This is a genomic window from Echinicola strongylocentroti (genome assembly GCF_003260975.1).
GTDB lineage: Bacteria > Bacteroidota > Bacteroidia > Cytophagales > Cyclobacteriaceae > Echinicola > Echinicola strongylocentroti.
Genome location: NZ_CP030041.1, coordinates 1,679,942 through 1,697,500, shown reverse-complemented (window position 1 = coordinate 1,697,500; position 17,559 = coordinate 1,679,942). Strand labels below are relative to the sequence as shown.

General features: G+C 44.4%; 16 protein-coding genes and 2 rRNA genes (1 of these 18 running past the window's edge). 14 read left to right on the top strand and 4 right to left on the bottom strand.

What is annotated here, in order from left to right; translation table 11 throughout:
* The 7 genes from DN752_RS06265 to DN752_RS06235 all read left to right on the top strand — a co-directional run.
* Positions 1 to 813 (top strand): 23S ribosomal RNA (locus DN752_RS06265); it begins 2,077 nt to the left of the window's first position.
* Positions 814 to 911: 98 nt separating this feature from the next.
* Positions 912 to 1,023 (top strand): 5S ribosomal RNA (gene rrf / locus DN752_RS06260).
* Positions 1,024 to 1,597: 574 nt separating this feature from the next.
* Positions 1,598 to 2,845, top strand: coding sequence for a dihydroorotase (locus DN752_RS06255; protein ID WP_112783153.1), 1,248 nt, complete (start codon positions 1,598 to 1,600; stop codon positions 2,843 to 2,845).
* Positions 2,838 to 3,350, top strand: coding sequence for a DUF4199 domain-containing protein (locus DN752_RS06250; RefSeq protein WP_112783152.1), 513 nt, complete (start codon positions 2,838 to 2,840; stop codon positions 3,348 to 3,350). The genes DN752_RS06255 and DN752_RS06250 overlap by 8 nt, the downstream gene beginning before the upstream one ends.
* A gap of 12 nt (positions 3,351 to 3,362) precedes the next feature.
* Complete coding sequence (locus tag DN752_RS06245; RefSeq protein ID WP_112783151.1) at positions 3,363 to 3,905, top strand: DUF4199 domain-containing protein; 543 nt, start codon at positions 3,363 to 3,365, stop codon at positions 3,903 to 3,905.
* A gap of 7 nt (positions 3,906 to 3,912) precedes the next feature.
* Positions 3,913 to 4,875, top strand: a complete 963-nt coding sequence (locus tag DN752_RS06240; protein WP_112783150.1) for a glycosyltransferase family 2 protein — start codon at positions 3,913 to 3,915, stop codon at positions 4,873 to 4,875.
* Entirely contained in the window at positions 4,875 to 5,825 is a 951-nt protein-coding gene (locus DN752_RS06235; RefSeq protein ID WP_112783149.1) for a glycosyltransferase, read from the top strand. The genes DN752_RS06240 and DN752_RS06235 overlap by 1 nt, the downstream gene beginning before the upstream one ends.
* Here DN752_RS06235 and DN752_RS06230 read toward each other — a convergent pair.
* Positions 5,815 to 6,588 (bottom strand): class I SAM-dependent methyltransferase, encoded by a 774-nt coding sequence (locus tag DN752_RS06230; RefSeq protein ID WP_112783148.1) that lies wholly within the window; start codon positions 6,586 to 6,588, stop codon positions 5,815 to 5,817. The two genes, DN752_RS06235 and DN752_RS06230, sit on opposite strands and share 11 nt — an antisense overlap.
* Positions 6,589 to 6,781: 193 nt before the next feature.
* Here DN752_RS06230 and DN752_RS06225 point away from each other — a divergent pair, with 193 nt between their 5' ends.
* From DN752_RS06225 to DN752_RS06215, 3 genes are read left to right on the top strand one after another with little or no spacing between them, the layout of a single operon-like run.
* Positions 6,782 to 8,164, top strand: a complete 1,383-nt coding sequence (locus DN752_RS06225; protein ID WP_112783147.1) for an efflux RND transporter periplasmic adaptor subunit — start codon at positions 6,782 to 6,784, stop codon at positions 8,162 to 8,164.
* Positions 8,165 to 8,174: 10 nt separating this feature from the next.
* On the top strand, positions 8,175 to 9,536 hold the full coding sequence (locus tag DN752_RS06220) for an ABC transporter permease (protein ID WP_112783146.1): 1,362 nt from the start codon (positions 8,175 to 8,177) through the stop codon (positions 9,534 to 9,536).
* Positions 9,529 to 11,025 (top strand): TolC family protein, encoded by a 1,497-nt coding sequence (locus DN752_RS06215; RefSeq protein ID WP_112783145.1) that lies wholly within the window; start codon positions 9,529 to 9,531, stop codon positions 11,023 to 11,025. Before DN752_RS06220 ends, DN752_RS06215 begins: the two co-directional genes overlap by 8 nt.
* Positions 11,026 to 11,039: 14 nt before the next feature.
* Here DN752_RS06215 and DN752_RS06210 read toward each other — a convergent pair whose 3' ends face one another.
* From DN752_RS06210 to fabG, 3 genes are all read right to left on the bottom strand, one after another.
* Complete coding sequence (locus DN752_RS06210) at positions 11,040 to 11,219, bottom strand: Arc family DNA binding domain-containing protein (protein ID WP_112783144.1); 180 nt, start codon at positions 11,217 to 11,219, stop codon at positions 11,040 to 11,042.
* A gap of 12 nt (positions 11,220 to 11,231) precedes the next feature.
* Positions 11,232 to 12,080, bottom strand: coding sequence for an SPFH domain-containing protein (locus tag DN752_RS06205; protein WP_112783143.1), 849 nt, complete (start codon positions 12,078 to 12,080; stop codon positions 11,232 to 11,234).
* Positions 12,081 to 12,854: 774 nt separating this feature from the next.
* Positions 12,855 to 13,601, bottom strand: coding sequence for a 3-oxoacyl-[acyl-carrier-protein] reductase (fabG, locus tag DN752_RS06200; RefSeq protein ID WP_112783142.1), 747 nt, complete (start codon positions 13,599 to 13,601; stop codon positions 12,855 to 12,857).
* A 480-nt stretch (positions 13,602 to 14,081) separates the two neighbouring features.
* Here fabG and lpdA point away from each other — a divergent pair, with 480 nt between their 5' ends.
* The 4 genes from lpdA (at position 14,082) to DN752_RS06180 (ending at position 17,559) form a co-directional block, all read left to right on the top strand.
* Positions 14,082 to 15,479: a dihydrolipoyl dehydrogenase gene (gene lpdA, locus DN752_RS06195; protein ID WP_112783141.1), complete on the top strand. Its 1,398-nt coding sequence runs from the start codon at positions 14,082 to 14,084 to the stop codon at positions 15,477 to 15,479.
* A gap of 98 nt (positions 15,480 to 15,577) precedes the next feature.
* Positions 15,578 to 16,111 carry an RNA polymerase sigma factor gene (locus tag DN752_RS06190; RefSeq protein ID WP_112783140.1) on the top strand — a complete coding sequence of 178 codons (534 nt, stop codon included), beginning with the start codon at positions 15,578 to 15,580 and terminating at the stop codon, positions 16,109 to 16,111.
* The gene (locus DN752_RS06185; protein WP_112783139.1) at positions 16,111 to 16,938 is read left to right on the top strand and encodes an anti-sigma factor; all 828 of its coding nucleotides are present in this window, start codon (positions 16,111 to 16,113) and stop codon (positions 16,936 to 16,938) included. Before DN752_RS06190 ends, DN752_RS06185 begins: the two co-directional genes overlap by 1 nt.
* 156 nt (positions 16,939 to 17,094) lie before the next feature.
* Complete coding sequence (locus tag DN752_RS06180; protein ID WP_112783138.1) at positions 17,095 to 17,559, top strand: DUF2721 domain-containing protein; 465 nt, start codon at positions 17,095 to 17,097, stop codon at positions 17,557 to 17,559.

Here is a 17,559-nt window from a genome sequence, read left to right as displayed (position 1 = left end):
CCCATGAACCTTTACTGCAGCTTAGCATTGGCATTGGGCAAACAATGTGTAGGATAGGCCGGAGGCTGTGAATCGGCGTCGCCAGGCGTTGAGGAGCCACTGTTGAAATACGGCCCTTTGTTTGTCGGATGTCTAACCCGCTAGAGTCGGGGACATTGCTTGGTGGGTAGTTTGACTGGGGTGGTCGCCTCCAAAAGGATAACGGAGGCTTCCAAAGGTTCCCTCAGCACGCTTGGTAACCGTGCGTGGAGTGCAATAGCATAAGGGAGCTTGACTGCGAGGCCGACAAGCCGAGCAGGGTGGAAACACGGGTATAGTGATCCGGCGGTACCGTATGGAAGGGCCGTCGCTCAAAGGATAAAAGGTACTCTGGGGATAACAGGCTGATCTCCCCCAAGAGCTCATATCGACGGGGAGGTTTGGCACCTCGATGTCGGCTCGTCACATCCTGGGGCTGGAGAAGGTCCCAAGGGTTGGGCTGTTCGCCCATTAAAGTGGCACGCGAGCTGGGTTCAGAACGTCGTGAGACAGTTCGGTCCCTATCTGTTGCGGGCGTGGGAAACTTGAGAGGATCTGACCTTAGTACGAGAGGACCGGGTTGGACGGACCGCTGGTGTACCGGTTGTGGTGCCAACTGCACTGCCGGGTAGCTACGTCCGGAAGGGATAAGCGCTGAAAGCATCTAAGTGCGAAACCCACCTCGAGATGAGGTTTCCGTATAGGGTTGTCAGAGACGATGACGTTGATAGGCTGCAGGTGTAAAGTCGGAGACGGCATAGCTGAGCAGTACTAATAGCCCGAAAACTTGCCTGTATGGTTGTATTATCTTTGGTAATGTCGAAAGACCAAAAAATAACAAGAGCGAATAATCAGATGATATTGTGCGTTTCCTTAGGGGAGCACGAAGATCTTAGGGTGGTACGGCACGGGGGATCCACCTCTTCCCATCCCGAACAGAGAAGTTAAGCCCTGTCGCGCCGATGGTACTGGGGTTACACCCGGGAGAGTAGGTCGCCGCCCGCTTTTATAACCAAGGCCCTCCGCACATGCGGAGGGCCTTTTCTTTTTTATGTCCCAACACGGCTCCCGGAAGTAACAGGCCAAACGGGACGGGGATCAAACCATGTCTCTGTAGTGGAGTAAAGCGCTATTGGTGTGTATTGGGTTTTAGCGTGAATTTATAAGCGGTAGGAAGGTGATTGCTGCTAAAACAATAGGATTGGTTTTGGTTTTCACCATGGGCGTTGCCCATGGCTATGGTTGTCATGCCCTTTCAGGGCTTTTGTTATACAAATTGGCTTTTCTAATTCAAGAAAAAAATCAGCGCAAATCATAATCATCTGCGTCATCAGCGTTCCATCAGTCCCCCAATTTTTCTACTTGATCCAAAAAAAAATCTGCACAAACTTTTACCATCTGCGGCACCTGTTCCATGGAGGTAAATCAATGTTCTATCAGAATCAACTTTGCTCCTAAAAAAAACGTCGCCATCATTAGCAGGTGGATTTTGAAGATTGGCCAGCCTTTTTTTAATCTTTCGGATTATAAGGTTTATTTTTAAAGAAAAAAGTGCCAGTTTTGCACAAATATTTTAAGCATGGCAGTTCTACTAAAATCACTAAAATTAATCCAAAAAGATACAGTCGGAAACCCATCCAATTATTCCTATGATGGAAAGAAGATTAGTCCTTATGATGGAGATGAAAGTGGGTTTTCAGAAGTAGTCGATTGTAGCGGTTGGTTTGGAAGTGCCGGATGGATAGATCTTAGGTGCGGAGTAGGAGAGCCGGGGCACGAATACCAAGAAACATTGGAAAGCTTGGATCAAACCCTTCAATATGCTGGTTTTACTCAGGCAGTACTCTTGCCTAATACTTCTCCTGTGATACAGAGTAAAAATGAAGTGTCCTTTATAAAGGATAAGGCCAGGAATTTTTTAACTAATCTGCACGTCCATGCAGCAGTGACCAAAGATACACTAGGAGAAGACCTAACCGAAATACTGGACATTCATCATCATGGCGTAACTGTTTTTGGAGATGGCAATGTACCACTTTCTAATTCTGACAGGATGATGAAAGTGCTCCAGTACCTCCAGAAGTTTGATGGTGTTTTGTTTGACCAGTCATACGATCCTTTATTGGCTATATTTGGTCAGATGCATGAGGGCTATACTTCGACTTCTTTAGGGATGAAAGGGATTCCATCACTGGCTGAAGAAGTCGCTATTCAAAAAAATATAGAGATTCTTAAATACACCGGAGGAAATATTCATTTCCAAACGGTAAGCACAAGAAGCGGTGTTTCGGCTATTCGAAAAGCAAAGGCGGAAGGGCTTAATGTTACCGCTGATGTTTCACTGTACCAACTGCTTTTTGTAGATGAAGACCTTGGTAATTATGACAGTACCCTAAAAGTGATGCCTCCATTTCGGGAGGAAATAGATCAGGAAGCTTTACTAGAAGGGCTCAAGGATGGAACCATCGATGCGATTGTGTCAAACCACCAGCCCAGGGATTATGATGCTAAGCACATGGAATTTGATCTTGCTGAATTTGGGATGAGCGGATTACAATCCTTTTTACCCGGAATGGTGTCATTAGAGGCCAAATTGGGGTGGCCATTGTTAATAGAAAAGATCACTTCTGGGCCAGCACGTATCATTAGGGCTCAAGAAGAAAAGGAAATGACTTCCCTCACCGTATTTGATCCATCGGAAGAATGGATCTTCAATAAGCAGTCCAATAAATCGTTATCAGCTAATTCACCATTCTTTAACAAGCAGCTAAAAGGCAAGGTGAAATTGGTGATCAATAAGGACAAAATCGCTCGATTGGATGACTAAGTACTTTAAAGGCAGTTATTTATTTGGTGTGGTAGGAGGTGTTTTCTGCCTATTGGCTTTTTGGGTGCTTAGGTGGGCGGGACTGGAGCCTGTGTACTACTCTTTGTTTTTTGCTTGCATGATCACGCCTGTGTTTGTTTTTATTGGGGTGAAGAATTATCGGGATACGACAGGGAATGGTGAAATGTTGTTCGCACAAGGAATGACGGTTGGGTTTGTCGTTTACGGGTTGATCGCCTTGGTCACGGCATTGGGAATAGCACTGTTTCTACAAATGATGCCTGATTTATTTAGCGACTATAAAGCAGATAAAATAGTTTCCCTTCAGGGAAGGGAAACTATTTTTACGGAAAATGTCAATAAAGAGGCTTTTGATCGTGCAATGGTAGAGCTGGAAAACATGTCCGTTAGCGATGTAGCCTGGGATGTGTTTTTGAAAATTTTTATCTTGGAATTGTTCTTTACGATAATTATTTCGATAATTTTAAAAAGAATAAAAAACTAAATTTTGTTAATTATGGAAACTCAAGAAACACCTTTTAAAGCTGCACTGAGGTCAGGCATGATCGTTGGGCTGATTTCGTTAGTAATTAGCTATCTGGTTTACTTTATAAATGCTACCAGTATGGCCTCAAGCTGGATGCTCTTATTGGTGGCTTTGTCATTTGTATTGGTTCTTGTATTTGGGTTTAAATATAGGAAGGAGCTGGGAGGATATATCCCCTTTGGAGCTGCTTTTCAATTCTCCTTTTTTACGTTGATCGTTGCAGGAATAATTGGGATGTTTGGACAAATATTACTATTTGAAGTCATTGATCCTTCACTTCCTGAAGTATTAGTAGACCAGCAGATTCAGAATACCATGGAAGTCATGGAGAACTTCGGAGCAGCGGATGCCATGAGTACCGAGCAAATCGATGAAATGAAACAAGGCTTGTTAGACAGATATAGTTTTGCAGGACAAATCAAGGCGTTTGGTTTTGTATTGATCTTCTATGCAATCATCGCATTGATTCTTGGAGCTATCATCAAAAGAAAAGAACCAACACCAAGTTATTAAGAATTAAATGACGCAAGTTTCGATTATCGTTCCCGTTTACAATGAGGAAGAGTCTTTACCTGAATTGACTGCGTGGATAGGACGTGTGATGAATCATCATCGTTTTAGTTACGAATTGATTTTTATCAATGACGGCAGTTCTGATGGATCCTGGGAAGTAATCGAATGTCTTGCCAAGCAAAATGGCCATATCAAAGCAATTGGTTTTAGCCGGAATTACGGCAAATCAGCTGCACTGGATATTGGTTTTATCAAGGCTTCCGGAGACGTGGTGATCACCATGGATGCAGACCTTCAGGACAGCCCTGATGAAATACCGACATTATATCGCATGATCAAGGAAGAGGGGTATGATATAGTTTCTGGCTGGAAGAAAAAGCGCCATGATCCCTTTACCAAGACTGTCCCCTCCAAATTTTTCAATGGAGTGACACGCTTGCTCTCAGGGATCAAACTCCATGACTTCAATTGTGGGTTAAAGGCCTACAGAAACAAGGTGGTCAAACAAATTCACCTTTATGGAGAAATGCACCGCTATATTCCACTGATCGCAAAATGGAACGGTTTTAGTAAAATCGGGGAGAAGGAAGTGGAGCACCGAGCGAGAAAGTACGGGACGACAAAGTTCGGGATAGAAAGGTTTGTTCACGGGTTTTTGGACCTGATCTCTGTGTCTTTTGTCAATAGGTACAGGAAGAAGCCCATGCACTTCTTTGGCGCTTTGGGTACCATATCCTTTTTTGGTGGATTCTTGATTACCTGCTGGCTAGTGTTTGAAAAAATCAGGGGAATACGGCTTGGGCTTGAAGTGAGAGAAGTGACGGACCAGCCTTTGTTCTTTTTATCATTAGTGGCGTTAATAGTGGGAGTGCAGCTCTTTCTTACGGGGTTTTTGGCCGAAATGATGATTTCTACCTCCTCTAGAAAAGGAGACTACAATATAGATGCGAAGTTAAATTTCGGTAAGTGATGTTTTTTTCGATCATCATCCCGGTTTATAATAGGCCATCAGAAGTTTCAGAATTACTCCAAAGTCTTTGCCATCAGGCCTACGGTGACTTTGAGGTGATCATTGTCGAAGATGGATCTACCGAAAAATGTGAAGAAGAGGTTAGGCGATTTGAGAATGAAATAGCCGTTAGGTATTTTTATCAAGAAAATACAGGTCAAGGATTTGCTCGTAATTTTGGGATGGCACATGCCAAAGGGGATTATTTTGTGTTCTTTGATTCCGATTGTGTGATTCCGGACCAATACCTGCTAGGATTAAAGAAGGCGACCATTGACCGGCAACTTGACGCCCATGGTGGGCCGGATAAAGCCGCCGATGGTTTTTCTCCTTTTCAAAAAGCCATCAATTTCAGTATGACATCTTTTTGGACAACAGGAGGAATCCGTGGCAAGGTAGCTGATCCCAAAAAATACCAAGCCAGAGGCTACAATATGGGGTTTTCCAGAAAAGTATATGAAGTGGTGGGTGGTTTTGTAGACGCTAACCAAGGGGAAGATATTGAGCTTAGTATTCGGATAAAGAAGGCAGGGTTTAACCTCGAATTGGTGAAAGGGGCCTATGTGTACCATAAGCGAAGAAATGATTTTACTTCATTTCTGCGTCAGAGCTATTCTTTTGGCCAAAACAGGGTAAATGTCAACCGGTTCCATCCTGGGGCTATTAAGGCGGTCCATTTGATGCCGGTGATGTTTCTGTTGGGCTTTTTGACAGTGGTTTTTAGTAGTTTCGTATTTGCCCCTTTGTTCTTTACAGGAGCCTTTGTTTATGGCTTGTGGACCTTGGGCGTTTTGTGGTCGTCCGCCATCGGCAGCCGCTCACTAAAGGTAGGCCTCTTATCTGTTCTTACCTCGTATGGGCAGCTATTTGCGTATGGTGCTGGATTGATAAATGGCCTTCTTAAGAAGTAGCACCGCCTTTGGTGCAATAAAAGATGATTTCCTCGGGAGGAAGGGCGTGTTGTTTGATCGTTTCTTCGGAGAGGTTTTTGACAAAATGGTCTTCTTGAACCTGTAGTCCTGACTTACTGAGCCTTTGGGCATAGTCGTTCCCATATTTCCTGACGTGATCTCTTTGCCCAAACATCTTTTCACGCTCCGCAGGAGAAGTGATGGTTTTGTCCTCAAGGGTTTTGGGAATATCATAAACAGGAGATTGAATGATGCCCCAACCATCTTTTTTTAAGACACGGTTGATTTCTTTACAGGCCAAAAGGTCATCATCGACATGTTCCATGACATGGTTGCAAAAAACGACATCAAAGGAATGGTCGTCAAAGGGAATTTGGTGGACATCCATCTTGACCTTTGCCAAGGGAGATTCTATATCTCCTGTGACGTAGTTAATATTGGGAAGCTTTTCGAAGCGGTCAATGAAGCAAAGTTCTGGAGCGATGTGAAGTACTTTAAGGTTTGCTTCGAAAAAATTGGTCTTTTGTTGCAAGAACAGCCACATGAGACGGTGCCGCTCCAAGGCGAGGCAGTTGGGGCAAAGAGCATTTTCTCTGGCTTTTCTACCATAGGGTAGGAATTTACTGAATTTCTTTTGGCATACAGGGCAGCAGACTTTTTGGCCTCGATAGAAAACTGCTAATATCCTAAGAAAAATGTGGCTGATATGTTGTAAAAAACTTCTTGGGATATACCTGATGATAAAACTGATGATAGCCTTCATGAACGCTGTTTTTTGAGAATTTGGCCGCAATTTAACAAAACATATGTTTTAAATTTAACATTTATTAATTAAGGTTTTAGTTTGAATTATTATGTCAATGGCTATATTTGAATTTAGTTGGGACGGTGCTTAGTTTTAAAAAATTTAATTTTGTAAACAATAATCTAAAAATACACCTAACAGTGAAAGTGTTATGAAAAAGAATTTATTATTTGTTGCGGCAGGAAGTGTGGTGGCCATCTTGGTGCTGTACTTCATTTTTTCTCCTACTGCCTCCGGTGACGGTGCAGATATCATCGTTCCGGTAGAAAAAGGAAAATTCACAGTAGAAATAGCTACTACAGGTGAACTCAAGGCATTACGTTCGGTGATGATCAACGGACCCACACGTGCTAGGGAGTTTCGTGTCAACCAGCTGACGATAGAACGAATGGTGGAAGAGGGGACAGTGGTGAACAAAGGAGATTTTATTGCCTCATTGGATAAATCAGAACTTTTTGGAAAACTAAGTGATGGGCAAAATAACTTGGATTCAGAGGTGGCCCAATATGAACAGGCCAAATTGGACACTGCGCTGACCCTTCGCCAGGAACGTGACAATATCCTTAATTTGGAGTACAATGTAGAACAGAAGAAATTGGTACTGGAGCAATCGCAGTATGAACCGCCTGCCACGATCAAACAGAATGAATACGACTTGGAAAAGGCCGAAAGAGACCTGGATCAAGCACGACAAAACTATAAGATAAAATACAATCAAGCTTTGGCCAAAATGGCTGAGCGTACTGCGAGACTACGAAAAGAAGAACGGGAATTTCAGGCGATGAATGACTTGTTGGATGAATTTACCATTACTGCCCCGCAGGATGGTATGGTGATTTACCGAACCAACTGGGACGGTAACAAAATTGCCGAAGGCTCTCAAATAAGTGCTTGGAATCCAGTAGTAGCGACGTTGCCGGATTTGACTGAAATGCAGAGTATCACGTATGTAAACGAAGTGGAAATCAGGAAAGTGAAAGTAGGCCAAGAAGTAGAGATTGGCCTGGATGCCTTTCCTGAGAAGCAGTTTACAGGTAAAGTCACCCGTGTAGCCAATGTTGGCCAGCAGCGTCCCAACTCCGATGCCAAGGTATTTGAAGTGGAGATATTGGTGAATGAAAGTGATCCGGTGATGCGTCCTGCCATGACCACCAGCAACACGATCGTTGCCGAAGAGCTAGACGATGCGATTTACGTTCCGCTAGAAGCCATACATGTCCAAAATGACAGTATAAACTATGTCTACCTTAATAATGGATCCAAACAAGAGGTGAAACTTGGTTTGGCCAATTACGATGAAGCAATTGTTGAACTAGGCTTGGAAGAAGGTGATAAAGTCTATTTGTCCATTCCTGATTGGGGAGGAGGACAATCTGTAAAGCTGTTAGAGGAGCTGGAAGGCAAGCGAAACCTAAAAGAGGAAGAGCAAGCAGCAGAGAAACCTGCAGCCAAACGCCCTGGGGCTGGAGCACCGAAAGGTTCCAAACCTGCACCTAGAGAGGCAAAGTCAGAAAAGAAAGCTTCTAAATCTTAATTTTCCACCTATGTTTGGACCAAGACTTTTGTCTAATTTTTATAGCGCACTAGAAGCAGTGATGGCCAATAGGCTCAGGTCACTGTTGACGGCTCTAGGGATTATTTTTGGGGTGGCCGCCGTTATTGCCATGATGGCAATCGGAAACGGTGCCCAGCAGGAAATTCTGGAGCAGATAAAGCTAGTAGGGGTGAATAATATCATTGTAGAACCTGTGGTCGAGCAGGTAGAAGAGGACGTGCAGGATGGAGCTGGTTCCGGCCCTGGGGCGGAAAAAAACAAGTTTAGTCCAGGGCTTCGTATGTTGGACGTGGAAGCGATCCAAGAAGTAATCCCCGGTATCCAGCGGATAAGTCCAGAGGTGATTATGGATACCCATATTGTGAAAAGTGGCATAAGACGATCAGCTAAGTTGGTAGGGGTCACTCCTGAATATTTTAAAGTGACCAATTTTAAACTGCGTGAAGGCAGTATGTTTACGGAAAACAATCTTACCAATGGTGACCCCGTATGCATCATTGGTAGGGGAGTACAAACTAAGTTTTTCAGTAAGGAAAATGCCATCGGAAAACGCATCAAATGCGGCAACCAGTGGATGCGGGTAATCGGTATTTTGGAGGAACGAATTGTATCTGATCAAAGTATCGCCAAGTTGGGGATCAGGGATTTCAATATGGATGTGTACGTGCCAATGCAGACAATGTTGGTGAGGTATAAAAACCGCGATATGATCACCTCTGGGAGTTTGGTTTCGGGCAGACAGGGCATCGTTATTATCAATGGAGAGGTGCAGCAAAATACCTCCAATAAAAAGACCAATTACCATCAAATAGATAAATTGGTCGTGCAGGTGAAAGAAAGCAGTAGGCTGAATCCCACTGCAGAAGTGCTTTCCAGGTTGTTGGAGCGAAAACACTATAATGTCATTGATTTTGAGATTACCATTCCAGAATTGCTCCTGAAACAGCAGCAACGTACCCAAAACATCTTTAATATAGTATTGGGGGCCATTGCGGGGATTTCATTGCTTGTCGGAGGGATAGGCATTATGAATATTATGCTGGCCTCGGTAATGGAACGGATCAAGGAAATAGGCCTTAGATTGGCGCTGGGGGCACAAAAAACGGATATCATTCATCAGTTCCTTTTTGAAGCCATGATGATCAGTGTCTCCGGAGGGATCATTGGGGTGATATTAGGGATTGTTTTGGCGAGTTTGGTTTCCCAGTTTGGAGATTTCCCGACCATTATTACCATACCTTCTATTTTGGTTTCCTTTAGTGTGGCCGCTACCGTAGGATTAATTTTTGGAATAGCTCCGGCCAAAAGAGCCGCGAGCCAAGACCCGATAACTTCTTTAAGACATGAATAAGCAAATCACATTCTTCGTTTTTATTTTCAGTTTATTGTTAAATGTCCCGTTACAAGTGAATGGGCAAGAGCGAATCAAATATACCTTACAGGATATTATTGCCAGGGCAAAGTCAGTATCACCTGCCGCATTAAGGGCGGAGACCCAGCGACAGAATAGTTACTGGCAATACCGGTTTTACAGGTCTAATTATAATCCGCAGTTGAGGTTAAATGGTGAATTGCCTAGTTATTCGCAGGAGGTAAGAGGGGTGGAGCAAAATGACGGTTCCATTGAATACTTACCGCTCGAACAAAGCACGGTGGATGTTGGGCTAGGACTGGAGCAATCCATCGCCTTGACAGGGGGTGAAGTTTCTATCAATACTTCCGCTACCCGTTTTGATAATTATCTCACCGATAATCCGGACCAAAGGACCCAATGGCAAGGGGTGCCGGTCAATATCCAACTTTATCAGCCAATATTCGCCTTTAACCAGCTGAAATGGGACAAGAAAATCGAACCATTGAGGTATGAAGAAAGTAAGAAAAGCTACGTGGAAGAAATGGAACAGATCAGCCAAAGGGCTACACAGTTGTTCTTTAATTATCTGGTCGCCCAAGTAGGCCATGATATTGCGATGCAGAATAAAACCAATACCGAAGCGATCTATAAGATAGAGAAAGGTCGTTACAATATTGGTACGACGACAGAGGACCAATTGCTCCAAGTGGAACTACAGGTACTCCAAGCTGATCAGGATTTGACCTCTGCGCAGTTGTCTCTAGAGTCTTCGGCCCTTGCGTTGAGGTCTTATATTGGTTTAAATGAAAACACCCAGTTTGATCTAGTACTGCCGGATGAAATCCCTGATTTCGCAGTAGATGTGGACAAGGCGATTAATTTGGCTTTTGAAAACAGTTCGGATGCAGTAAGCTTTCAGATCCAGCGATTGGAGGCTGAAGCTGAAGTGGCCAGGGCAAAAGGACAGCGGTTTAATATGAATCTCAATGCCCGATATGGCTATAATAATGCTGCTCAGACATGGGGAGGAGTGTATGAGAATCCCGACCAGCAGGCGGTCGTAAGTTTGGGGGTAAGTGTGCCAGTACTGGACTGGGGACGAAATAAAGCCAGAATGGGACGTGCTAGGGCCAATCAGGAGTTGGTGAACTACACGATTGATCAGGAAGTGATCAATTTTGAGCAAGAGGTTTTCACTAGGGTCAAGAATTTTCAGCAATTGAGGAGCAGGATCTTGATCAGTGATAAGGCTGATGAAGTAGCTGCCAAGCGTTACGAGATATCGCGACAGCGGTACCTTAGTGGAAAGGTGGACATCACCAACCTTAATATCGCCCAGCAAGAGAAAGACTCCAATAGAAGAAGTTATATCCAGTCCCTGCAGGAATACTGGCAGGCGTATTACGAGCTGAGGCAGTTGACGCTGTATGATTTCCAAAACGATGAATTGTTATTTGATCCTCAACTGGAAGAGAAGAAAGAATAGAAAAAGAGGCCGGGTTATTCGGCCTCTTTTTTATTTTTATCGGCTTTGGGAAGCCTGCCTGCTTTTTTTAAGGCATCATGGATCAGGTACTCCAGCTGACCATTGGTGCTCCTAAATTCATCGGCCGCCCATTTTTCTACCGCCTTCATCATTTTCTCGTCTATCCTTAGGGCAAAAGCTTTTTTGTTTGGCATGTTACTGTTCTATTATTGGTGCAAGGTTCCTACATTGAGGACAGGGCTGGCACTTTTGTCGGAGCAGAGCACCACCATCAGGTTACTGACCATGGCGGCCTTCTTCTCGTCGTCAAATTCAATGATTTCCTTGATCTTTAAATCTTCCAAGGCCATTTCTACCATGCCCACGGCACCGTCCACGATCCGCCTTCTGGCTGCGACAATGGCCGTGGCCTGCTGTCTTTGGAGCATGGCACTGGCGATTTCCGAGGCATAGGCCAAGTGACTGATACGGGCCTCGATCACCTTGATGCCAGCGTGCTCCAGTCGCTCGCTGATTTCTTCCTCGAGTGATTGATTGACATCTTCCACGCCCGAGCGCAGGGTGATTTCGGCATTCTCGTCTTCAAAATTGTCATACGGGTATAATCCGGCCATTTTTCTTACTGCAGCATCCGCTTGGAGGTGGACGAAGTTTTCATAGTTGTCCACATCGAAAAAGGCTTTGTAAGAATCCTCTACTTTCCATACCACAATAGTACCGATCATGACAGGGTTGCCGATTTTATCATTGACTTTCATGGGCTTGTTTTCGAAGTTCCGGACACGCAAGGAAATCTTTCGCTGGCTCATGAAAGGATTGACCCAGAAGAAGCCATTGGACTTAACAGATCCTTTGTAGGCACCAAAAAGAAGTAGGACTACGGCTTTGTTGGGCTCGACGATAAAAAAACCGGGTATCACAAACATGAACAGTAAACTGATGAATACTGCGAGGATGGCATTGCCAATACCTATGGATGTGGCGATGACAATTATAAGCAGCAGCCCTACCAATACCATCAGATAGCCGGAAATGGGTTTAATTGTTTTTTCCATTTTATTTTGATTTTAAAGTGATATCATTTTGATATACGTTACCAGCTGTTTAAAGGTTACAAAGTTCACAAGCTGGGAAGGGGGGCAAGTCGCTGGCTGCTTGGGTTTTGGTATCCCCACTGAAAATCATACAGAACCACTGAGACCAACTATGGACTAACTAATCGGTATTGATTTTCTGGTTAAAGAGGAGAAAGAGATTGAAAATTGGTATGTATCTAAAGGCAGTTTGTATATCGACAAGCCGGAGCAGTTAAACCCGGTTTCAATGCCGTTTAGTTAGTTTGAATCTGGGAATATGGGTTCTATATTTTTTCTTTCTTTTTTCATCAATAGCCTGCCCCGAAGGCTTTCGGGGGAAAAAAGGAAAAGGATGAAATCCACCAAGATGATCAGGTTTCCGCAGCCAAAGTCAATCAAAAAAAGGGAGGCTTAGATACATAAACCGGGTTGGTTGAAGATGTATATGAGTTTTATCGTATTGACTTGGGGCGATCCAAGGGGTTAAAGAATTGAGTCAGAGACTCAAAGTTTGGTTAGTGCAGGGGCAGAGACCCTGCACAACCTCGATAACCTCGGTCTGTTGGCACTTTCATATTATCTTGCGAGAACAAATAGATGGGAGATGTGAGACATGAGACAAAATTACCAAGTACATGGCATATGGTGTTTAGTATGGGGAAACGTCCATGGCTCAAAAAAAAAGCCTCCCTGATCTGCCCTAAGCAGATTAAAGAGGCTTTTGATTTTCCAATATTTTAATCTTTCAATTATTTACGTCAGCATGGCACCGTCCACCTGCAGGACCTGTCCGGAGATATACGAGCTCATGTCGGATCCCAAGAAGACGCAGGTATTGGCCACTTCTTCTGGTTGGCCGCCACGCTTCATGGGGATGGCATCTCTCCAGCCCTGAACGGTTTTTTCGTCCAGTACTTCGGTCATTTCCGTTTCGATAAAGCCCGGAGCTACTGCATTGCTGCGGATGCCTCTGGAGCCAAGTTCTAGGGCTACTGATTTAGTGAAGCCGATGATGCCTGCCTTGGAAGCGGCATAATTGGCTTGTCCTGCGTTTCCTTTGATGCCGACCACAGAGGTGATGTTGATGATGGAGCCTGCTTTTTGCTTCATCAAGGTTCTGGTGGCAGCTTTCACGGTGTTGAAGCAGGATTTGAGGTTGATGTTGATGACATCGTCCCAAGCTTCTTCGTTCATACGCATCAACAGGTTGTCTCGGGTGACTCCGGCGTTATTGATCAGGATGTCCAGTGCGCCAAATTCCTTGACCACCTCACTGACCAGCTCTTCGGCAGCTTTGAAGTCGGACGCATCAGATCGAAACCCTTTGGCCTGAATGCCAAAAGCAGCCAGTTCTCTCTCCAAAGCCTGTCCTTTATCCACGCTGGACAAAAAAGTGAATGCTACATTGGCACCTTCTTGGGCATACTTCAGCGCAATAGCCCTTCCGATACCTTTGGATGCCCCGGTTATGAGGGCGGTTTTTCCAGTTAATAATCCCATATTGAAATTGTATAGTTAGTTCGATTAGAAGGATCAAAAATAGGGATAATTTCCCAAAAACAAATCCAGGACTTACTGATCAGCGAATAGGAAGCCATAAAGCAAGTGATGGAAATGTCATGGCATTATGAATAGCTGGTCTAAATGTTCGAGCTTCTAGGATTGGATAGACTACGAAGCAAACGGAAAAATTGGGGGGAGGCTGGTGCTGATAGCAGGCCGATGACGCAGATCAATAAGATTTACGCTGATTTTATATTTGAAAGATTTGACAGGCTCAGACCAAATAAAGCACATTGGGCCAATTGGCTCCGTTGACAGGTGATTCTATTCGGTTTTTGATAAGCAGGCTCCACTGTCCCGTGCTGTGCCGAAATTCCGCCCGTGGTGGTCAGGATAATGGAAACCAAATTTTTTTCTGTGCTTAAATAGTTTAAATTTGCGAAGGTTAAAATAGCTATTTTAAAAACACATACACATATGTCTTCAACAAAATTTGATGTTATTGTAGTAGGTAGTGGACCGGGAGGATATGTAGCGGCAATCCGCGCATCCCAGCTTGGCCTGAAAACTGCTGTTGTAGAAGCCGCCGAATTGGGTGGTATTTGTTTGAACTGGGGATGTATCCCTACCAAAGCCTTGTTGAAAAGTGCGCAGGTTTTTGAATATATCAACCATGCGAAGGATTACGGTATCACCGTAAAAGACCCAAAAGCTGATTTTGGCGGAATGGTGGAGCGAAGCAGGGGAGTGGCCGACGGAATGAGCAAGGGTATTCAGTTTCTTCTCAAGAAAAATAAGATAGAGCAGCTCCTTGGCTGGGGCAAAGTAAAGCCGGGCAAGAAGGTCGAGGTGGAAGATAAGGACGGTAAGAAAACCACGTATAGCGCCGATAATATCATTATAGCCACTGGTGCAAGATCCAGGGAACTTCCTGCCATCAAGATCGATGACAAGAAGGTCATAGGCTACCGCAAGGCGATGACCTTGGAGAAGCAGCCAAAGAAGATGGTTGTGGTAGGTTCAGGAGCCATAGGAGTGGAGTTTGCGTATTTCTATGCTGCCATTGGTACAGAAGTGACCGTCGTGGAGTTTATGGATCGTATCGTCCCCAATGAGGATGCGGAAGTTTCCAAAGCACTGGAAAGAATGTACAAAAAAGCCGGCATGAATATCATGACCAGCACTGAGGTGACTGACGTGGATACCAAAGGCTCTGGCTGTAAGGTGACCGTTAAGACCAAAAAAGGGGAAGAGACGATCGATTGTGACGTGGTGCTTTCCGCAGCAGGTGTAGTAGCCAATGTAGAAAACTGTGGACTGGAAGATGTAGGGATCGTCGTAGACAAGGGCCGCATCAAAGTGGATGAATTCTACAAAACCAATATGCCGGGCTATTATGCCATAGGTGATGTGATCCCTGGACCGGCATTGGCTCACGTGGCTTCTGCTGAAGGGATTATCTGCGTGGAGAAGATAGCGGGCCATAACCCCGAGCCATTGGACTATAACAATATCCCTGGCTGTACCTACTGTGTGCCAGAGATTGCTTCCGTTGGTTATACGGAAGAAAAAGCCAAAGAGGCAGGTTACGAACTGAAAGTGGGTAAGTTCCCTTTCTCGGCATCCGGAAAAGCCAAAGCTGCGGGGGCATCTGATGGTTTTGTGAAATTAATTTTTGATGCCAAATATGGAGAGTTGTTGGGGGCACATATGATTGGTGCAAATGTGACAGAATTAATTGCTGAAATCGTAGCAGTCAGGAAGTTAGAGACTACTGGTCATGAATTGATCAAGACAGTACACCCACATCCTACCATGTCAGAAGCGGTAATGGAAGCAGCGGCAGCCGCATATGATGAGGTAATTCATTTGTAAAATTGGTAAACTTATCCTAATATTAGGACACGAGACGGTTAGCTGTCTCGTGTTTCTTTTTTTAAGAAACAAATTACATTTAATAACCTCGGCAACTTTTGCAAGAAGACCAACTCATAACAGGATTACGAGCTAAGGAAAAGCAGACTGTGGACTATTTGTACGAAAAATATTCCAGGGCCTTATTTGCCGTTATATCCCGTGTAATCAACGACCACGACATCGCTGAGGAAGTCTTTCATGATGCTTTTGTCAAAATCATCCGGCGAATCGATAGTTATGATGAGTCCAAAGGAAGGCTCTACACCTGGATGGCCAATGTCTGCAGGAATGCAGCCATTGACAAGACCCGCTCCAAAGAATTTTCTAAGGGTAGTAAGACCAATACGATAGACAACTACGTATATGGATTGGAAGGAGCGTCGGGGACTGCAGAGGCAGTTGATGGAATCGGCGTAAAGGAACTCATTACAGCATTAAATGAGGAGCAACGATTCGTGGTTGAATGTATTTATTTTAAAGGCTACACCCATTCCGAGATTTCTGAAGAATTTGAAATTCCACTGGGAACAGTGAAATCCAGGATTCGTGCGGCCTTAGGAGTATTGAAAAAGAATATTAATCAAATTTAGTGGATATTCAGTCTTACATAGCGTCAGGTAAGTTGGAGCTTTTTGTTCTGGGAGAACTCAGTGACAGAGAGCGTCAGGAGGTTATTGCGCTTTCCAAAAAACATCCTGAGATCAAAAGGGAACTGGACGAGATCCAGGACGCCATGTTTGCTTTTGATGATAAAGGAGGAGTGAAGCCATCTGAAGAAGTGAAGGGGAAAATCTTCGACACTCTGGAAGAGGAATTAGCTGATGTGGAGGAAAAGGAAGAACCGGTAGCTGCCCACCGCCCTGCTGCAAAACAAGTGTTGTTGCAGCCTTGGAAGCAATTTGCCGTCGCGTCTTCCATTGTGGCCTTTTTGGCTATCTTGACAGCCGTTTACTTTGCTGTGCAGTACTATGATGTGGAAGAGCGGTTCACTGCCCTGCTGGAAGAACGAAATGTCCTGTCACAGGAACTGGATGTCAACCAAGCACGCTACAATGAGCTGGATCACCAATTTGAGACCTTGCTGTCAGGTGATTATGAGCGCGTGCCAATGCTAGGAGAGTCATTGGAATTGCAGAAGGAAGCAAGAGTGGATGTCTTCTGGGATAAAGGATCACAAAATGTGTTCGTTTCAGTGAACCAATTGGCTTCATTGGATGAGGACCAAGATTACCAGCTTTGGGCAATCGGTGACGATGGTCCGGTAGGGATTGGTATCGTGAAGCCAGGAGAAACACTGACCTTACAGCAGATGGAGGCAGCCGCAAGTGCCGGAGCCTTTGCTATAACCATCGAGCCTAAGGGAGGTAGCAAAGCACCTACTTTGGAAAACCTTGTCGTCATTGGAGAAGTGGTCTAAGAAGCGATTGCTTTTTGGGCTTTTCCCACTATAAAAACATAAAATTCTCAAGAGAGAAAGTGAAATATGTGACAAACCCCGTCAATTTTTTTGGCGGGGTTTTTATTATCCTGCAAAATTGCTGAATTTAGGTAGTCCAATAGAATCAGCTTGTAAATGGAACTTGAACTCTCGACCCCCGCGCTGTTATTTTCAGCCATTACCTTACTGATGTTGGCGTATACCAACCGTTTTTTGGCAATGGCCAACTTGATCAGGGGGCTTAATGAACGCTATCGGGAACATCCTGATGACATGCAGCTGCTTGGACAGCTTCATAATCTCCGCAAACGGATGATCATGATCAAATACATGCAGATTTTTGGAGTGATCAGTTTTTTGATATGTGTGGTGTGCATGTTTTTGATCTATAGAAAATTTGATACTGCGGCCAATGTTACTTTTATGATGAGCATGCTGGCCCTGCTGATTTCTTTGGGAATTTCCCTTTGGGAGATCAACCTGTCCACCAAAGCCCTGAGTATTGAACTGAGTGGAATGGAGGAGGTACTGAAAAAAGCCAAGGGAGGCGCTCTAGGCCTGAGATTTAAAGATTCAAAACATCCATCTTCTGAAGAGTAA

Excerpts from the sequence above, each read along its gene's own strand:
- DN752_RS06255 (WP_112783153.1), top strand. The coding sequence starts at position 1,598 with ATGGCAGTTCTACTAAAATCACTAAAATTAATCCAAAAAGATACAGTC.
- DN752_RS06250 (WP_112783152.1), top strand. The coding sequence starts at position 2,838 with ATGACTAAGTACTTTAAAGGCAGTTATTTATTTGGTGTGGTAGGAGGT.
- DN752_RS06245 (WP_112783151.1), top strand. The coding sequence starts at position 3,363 with ATGGAAACTCAAGAAACACCTTTTAAAGCTGCACTGAGGTCAGGCATG.
- DN752_RS06240 (WP_112783150.1), top strand. The coding sequence starts at position 3,913 with ATGACGCAAGTTTCGATTATCGTTCCCGTTTACAATGAGGAAGAGTCT.
- DN752_RS06235 (WP_112783149.1), top strand. The coding sequence starts at position 4,875 with ATGTTTTTTTCGATCATCATCCCGGTTTATAATAGGCCATCAGAAGTT.
- DN752_RS06230 (WP_112783148.1), bottom strand. The coding sequence starts at position 6,588 with ATGAAGGCTATCATCAGTTTTATCATCAGGTATATCCCAAGAAGTTTT.
- DN752_RS06225 (WP_112783147.1), top strand. The coding sequence starts at position 6,782 with ATGAAAAAGAATTTATTATTTGTTGCGGCAGGAAGTGTGGTGGCCATC.
- DN752_RS06220 (WP_112783146.1), top strand. The coding sequence starts at position 8,175 with ATGTTTGGACCAAGACTTTTGTCTAATTTTTATAGCGCACTAGAAGCA.
- DN752_RS06215 (WP_112783145.1), top strand. The coding sequence starts at position 9,529 with ATGAATAAGCAAATCACATTCTTCGTTTTTATTTTCAGTTTATTGTTA.
- DN752_RS06210 (WP_112783144.1), bottom strand. The coding sequence starts at position 11,219 with ATGCCAAACAAAAAAGCTTTTGCCCTAAGGATAGACGAGAAAATGATG.
- DN752_RS06205 (WP_112783143.1), bottom strand. The coding sequence starts at position 12,080 with ATGGAAAAAACAATTAAACCCATTTCCGGCTATCTGATGGTATTGGTA.
- fabG (WP_112783142.1), bottom strand. The coding sequence starts at position 13,601 with ATGGGATTATTAACTGGAAAAACCGCCCTCATAACCGGGGCATCCAAA.
- lpdA (WP_112783141.1), top strand. The coding sequence starts at position 14,082 with ATGTCTTCAACAAAATTTGATGTTATTGTAGTAGGTAGTGGACCGGGA.
- DN752_RS06180 (WP_112783138.1), top strand. The coding sequence starts at position 17,095 with ATGGAACTTGAACTCTCGACCCCCGCGCTGTTATTTTCAGCCATTACC.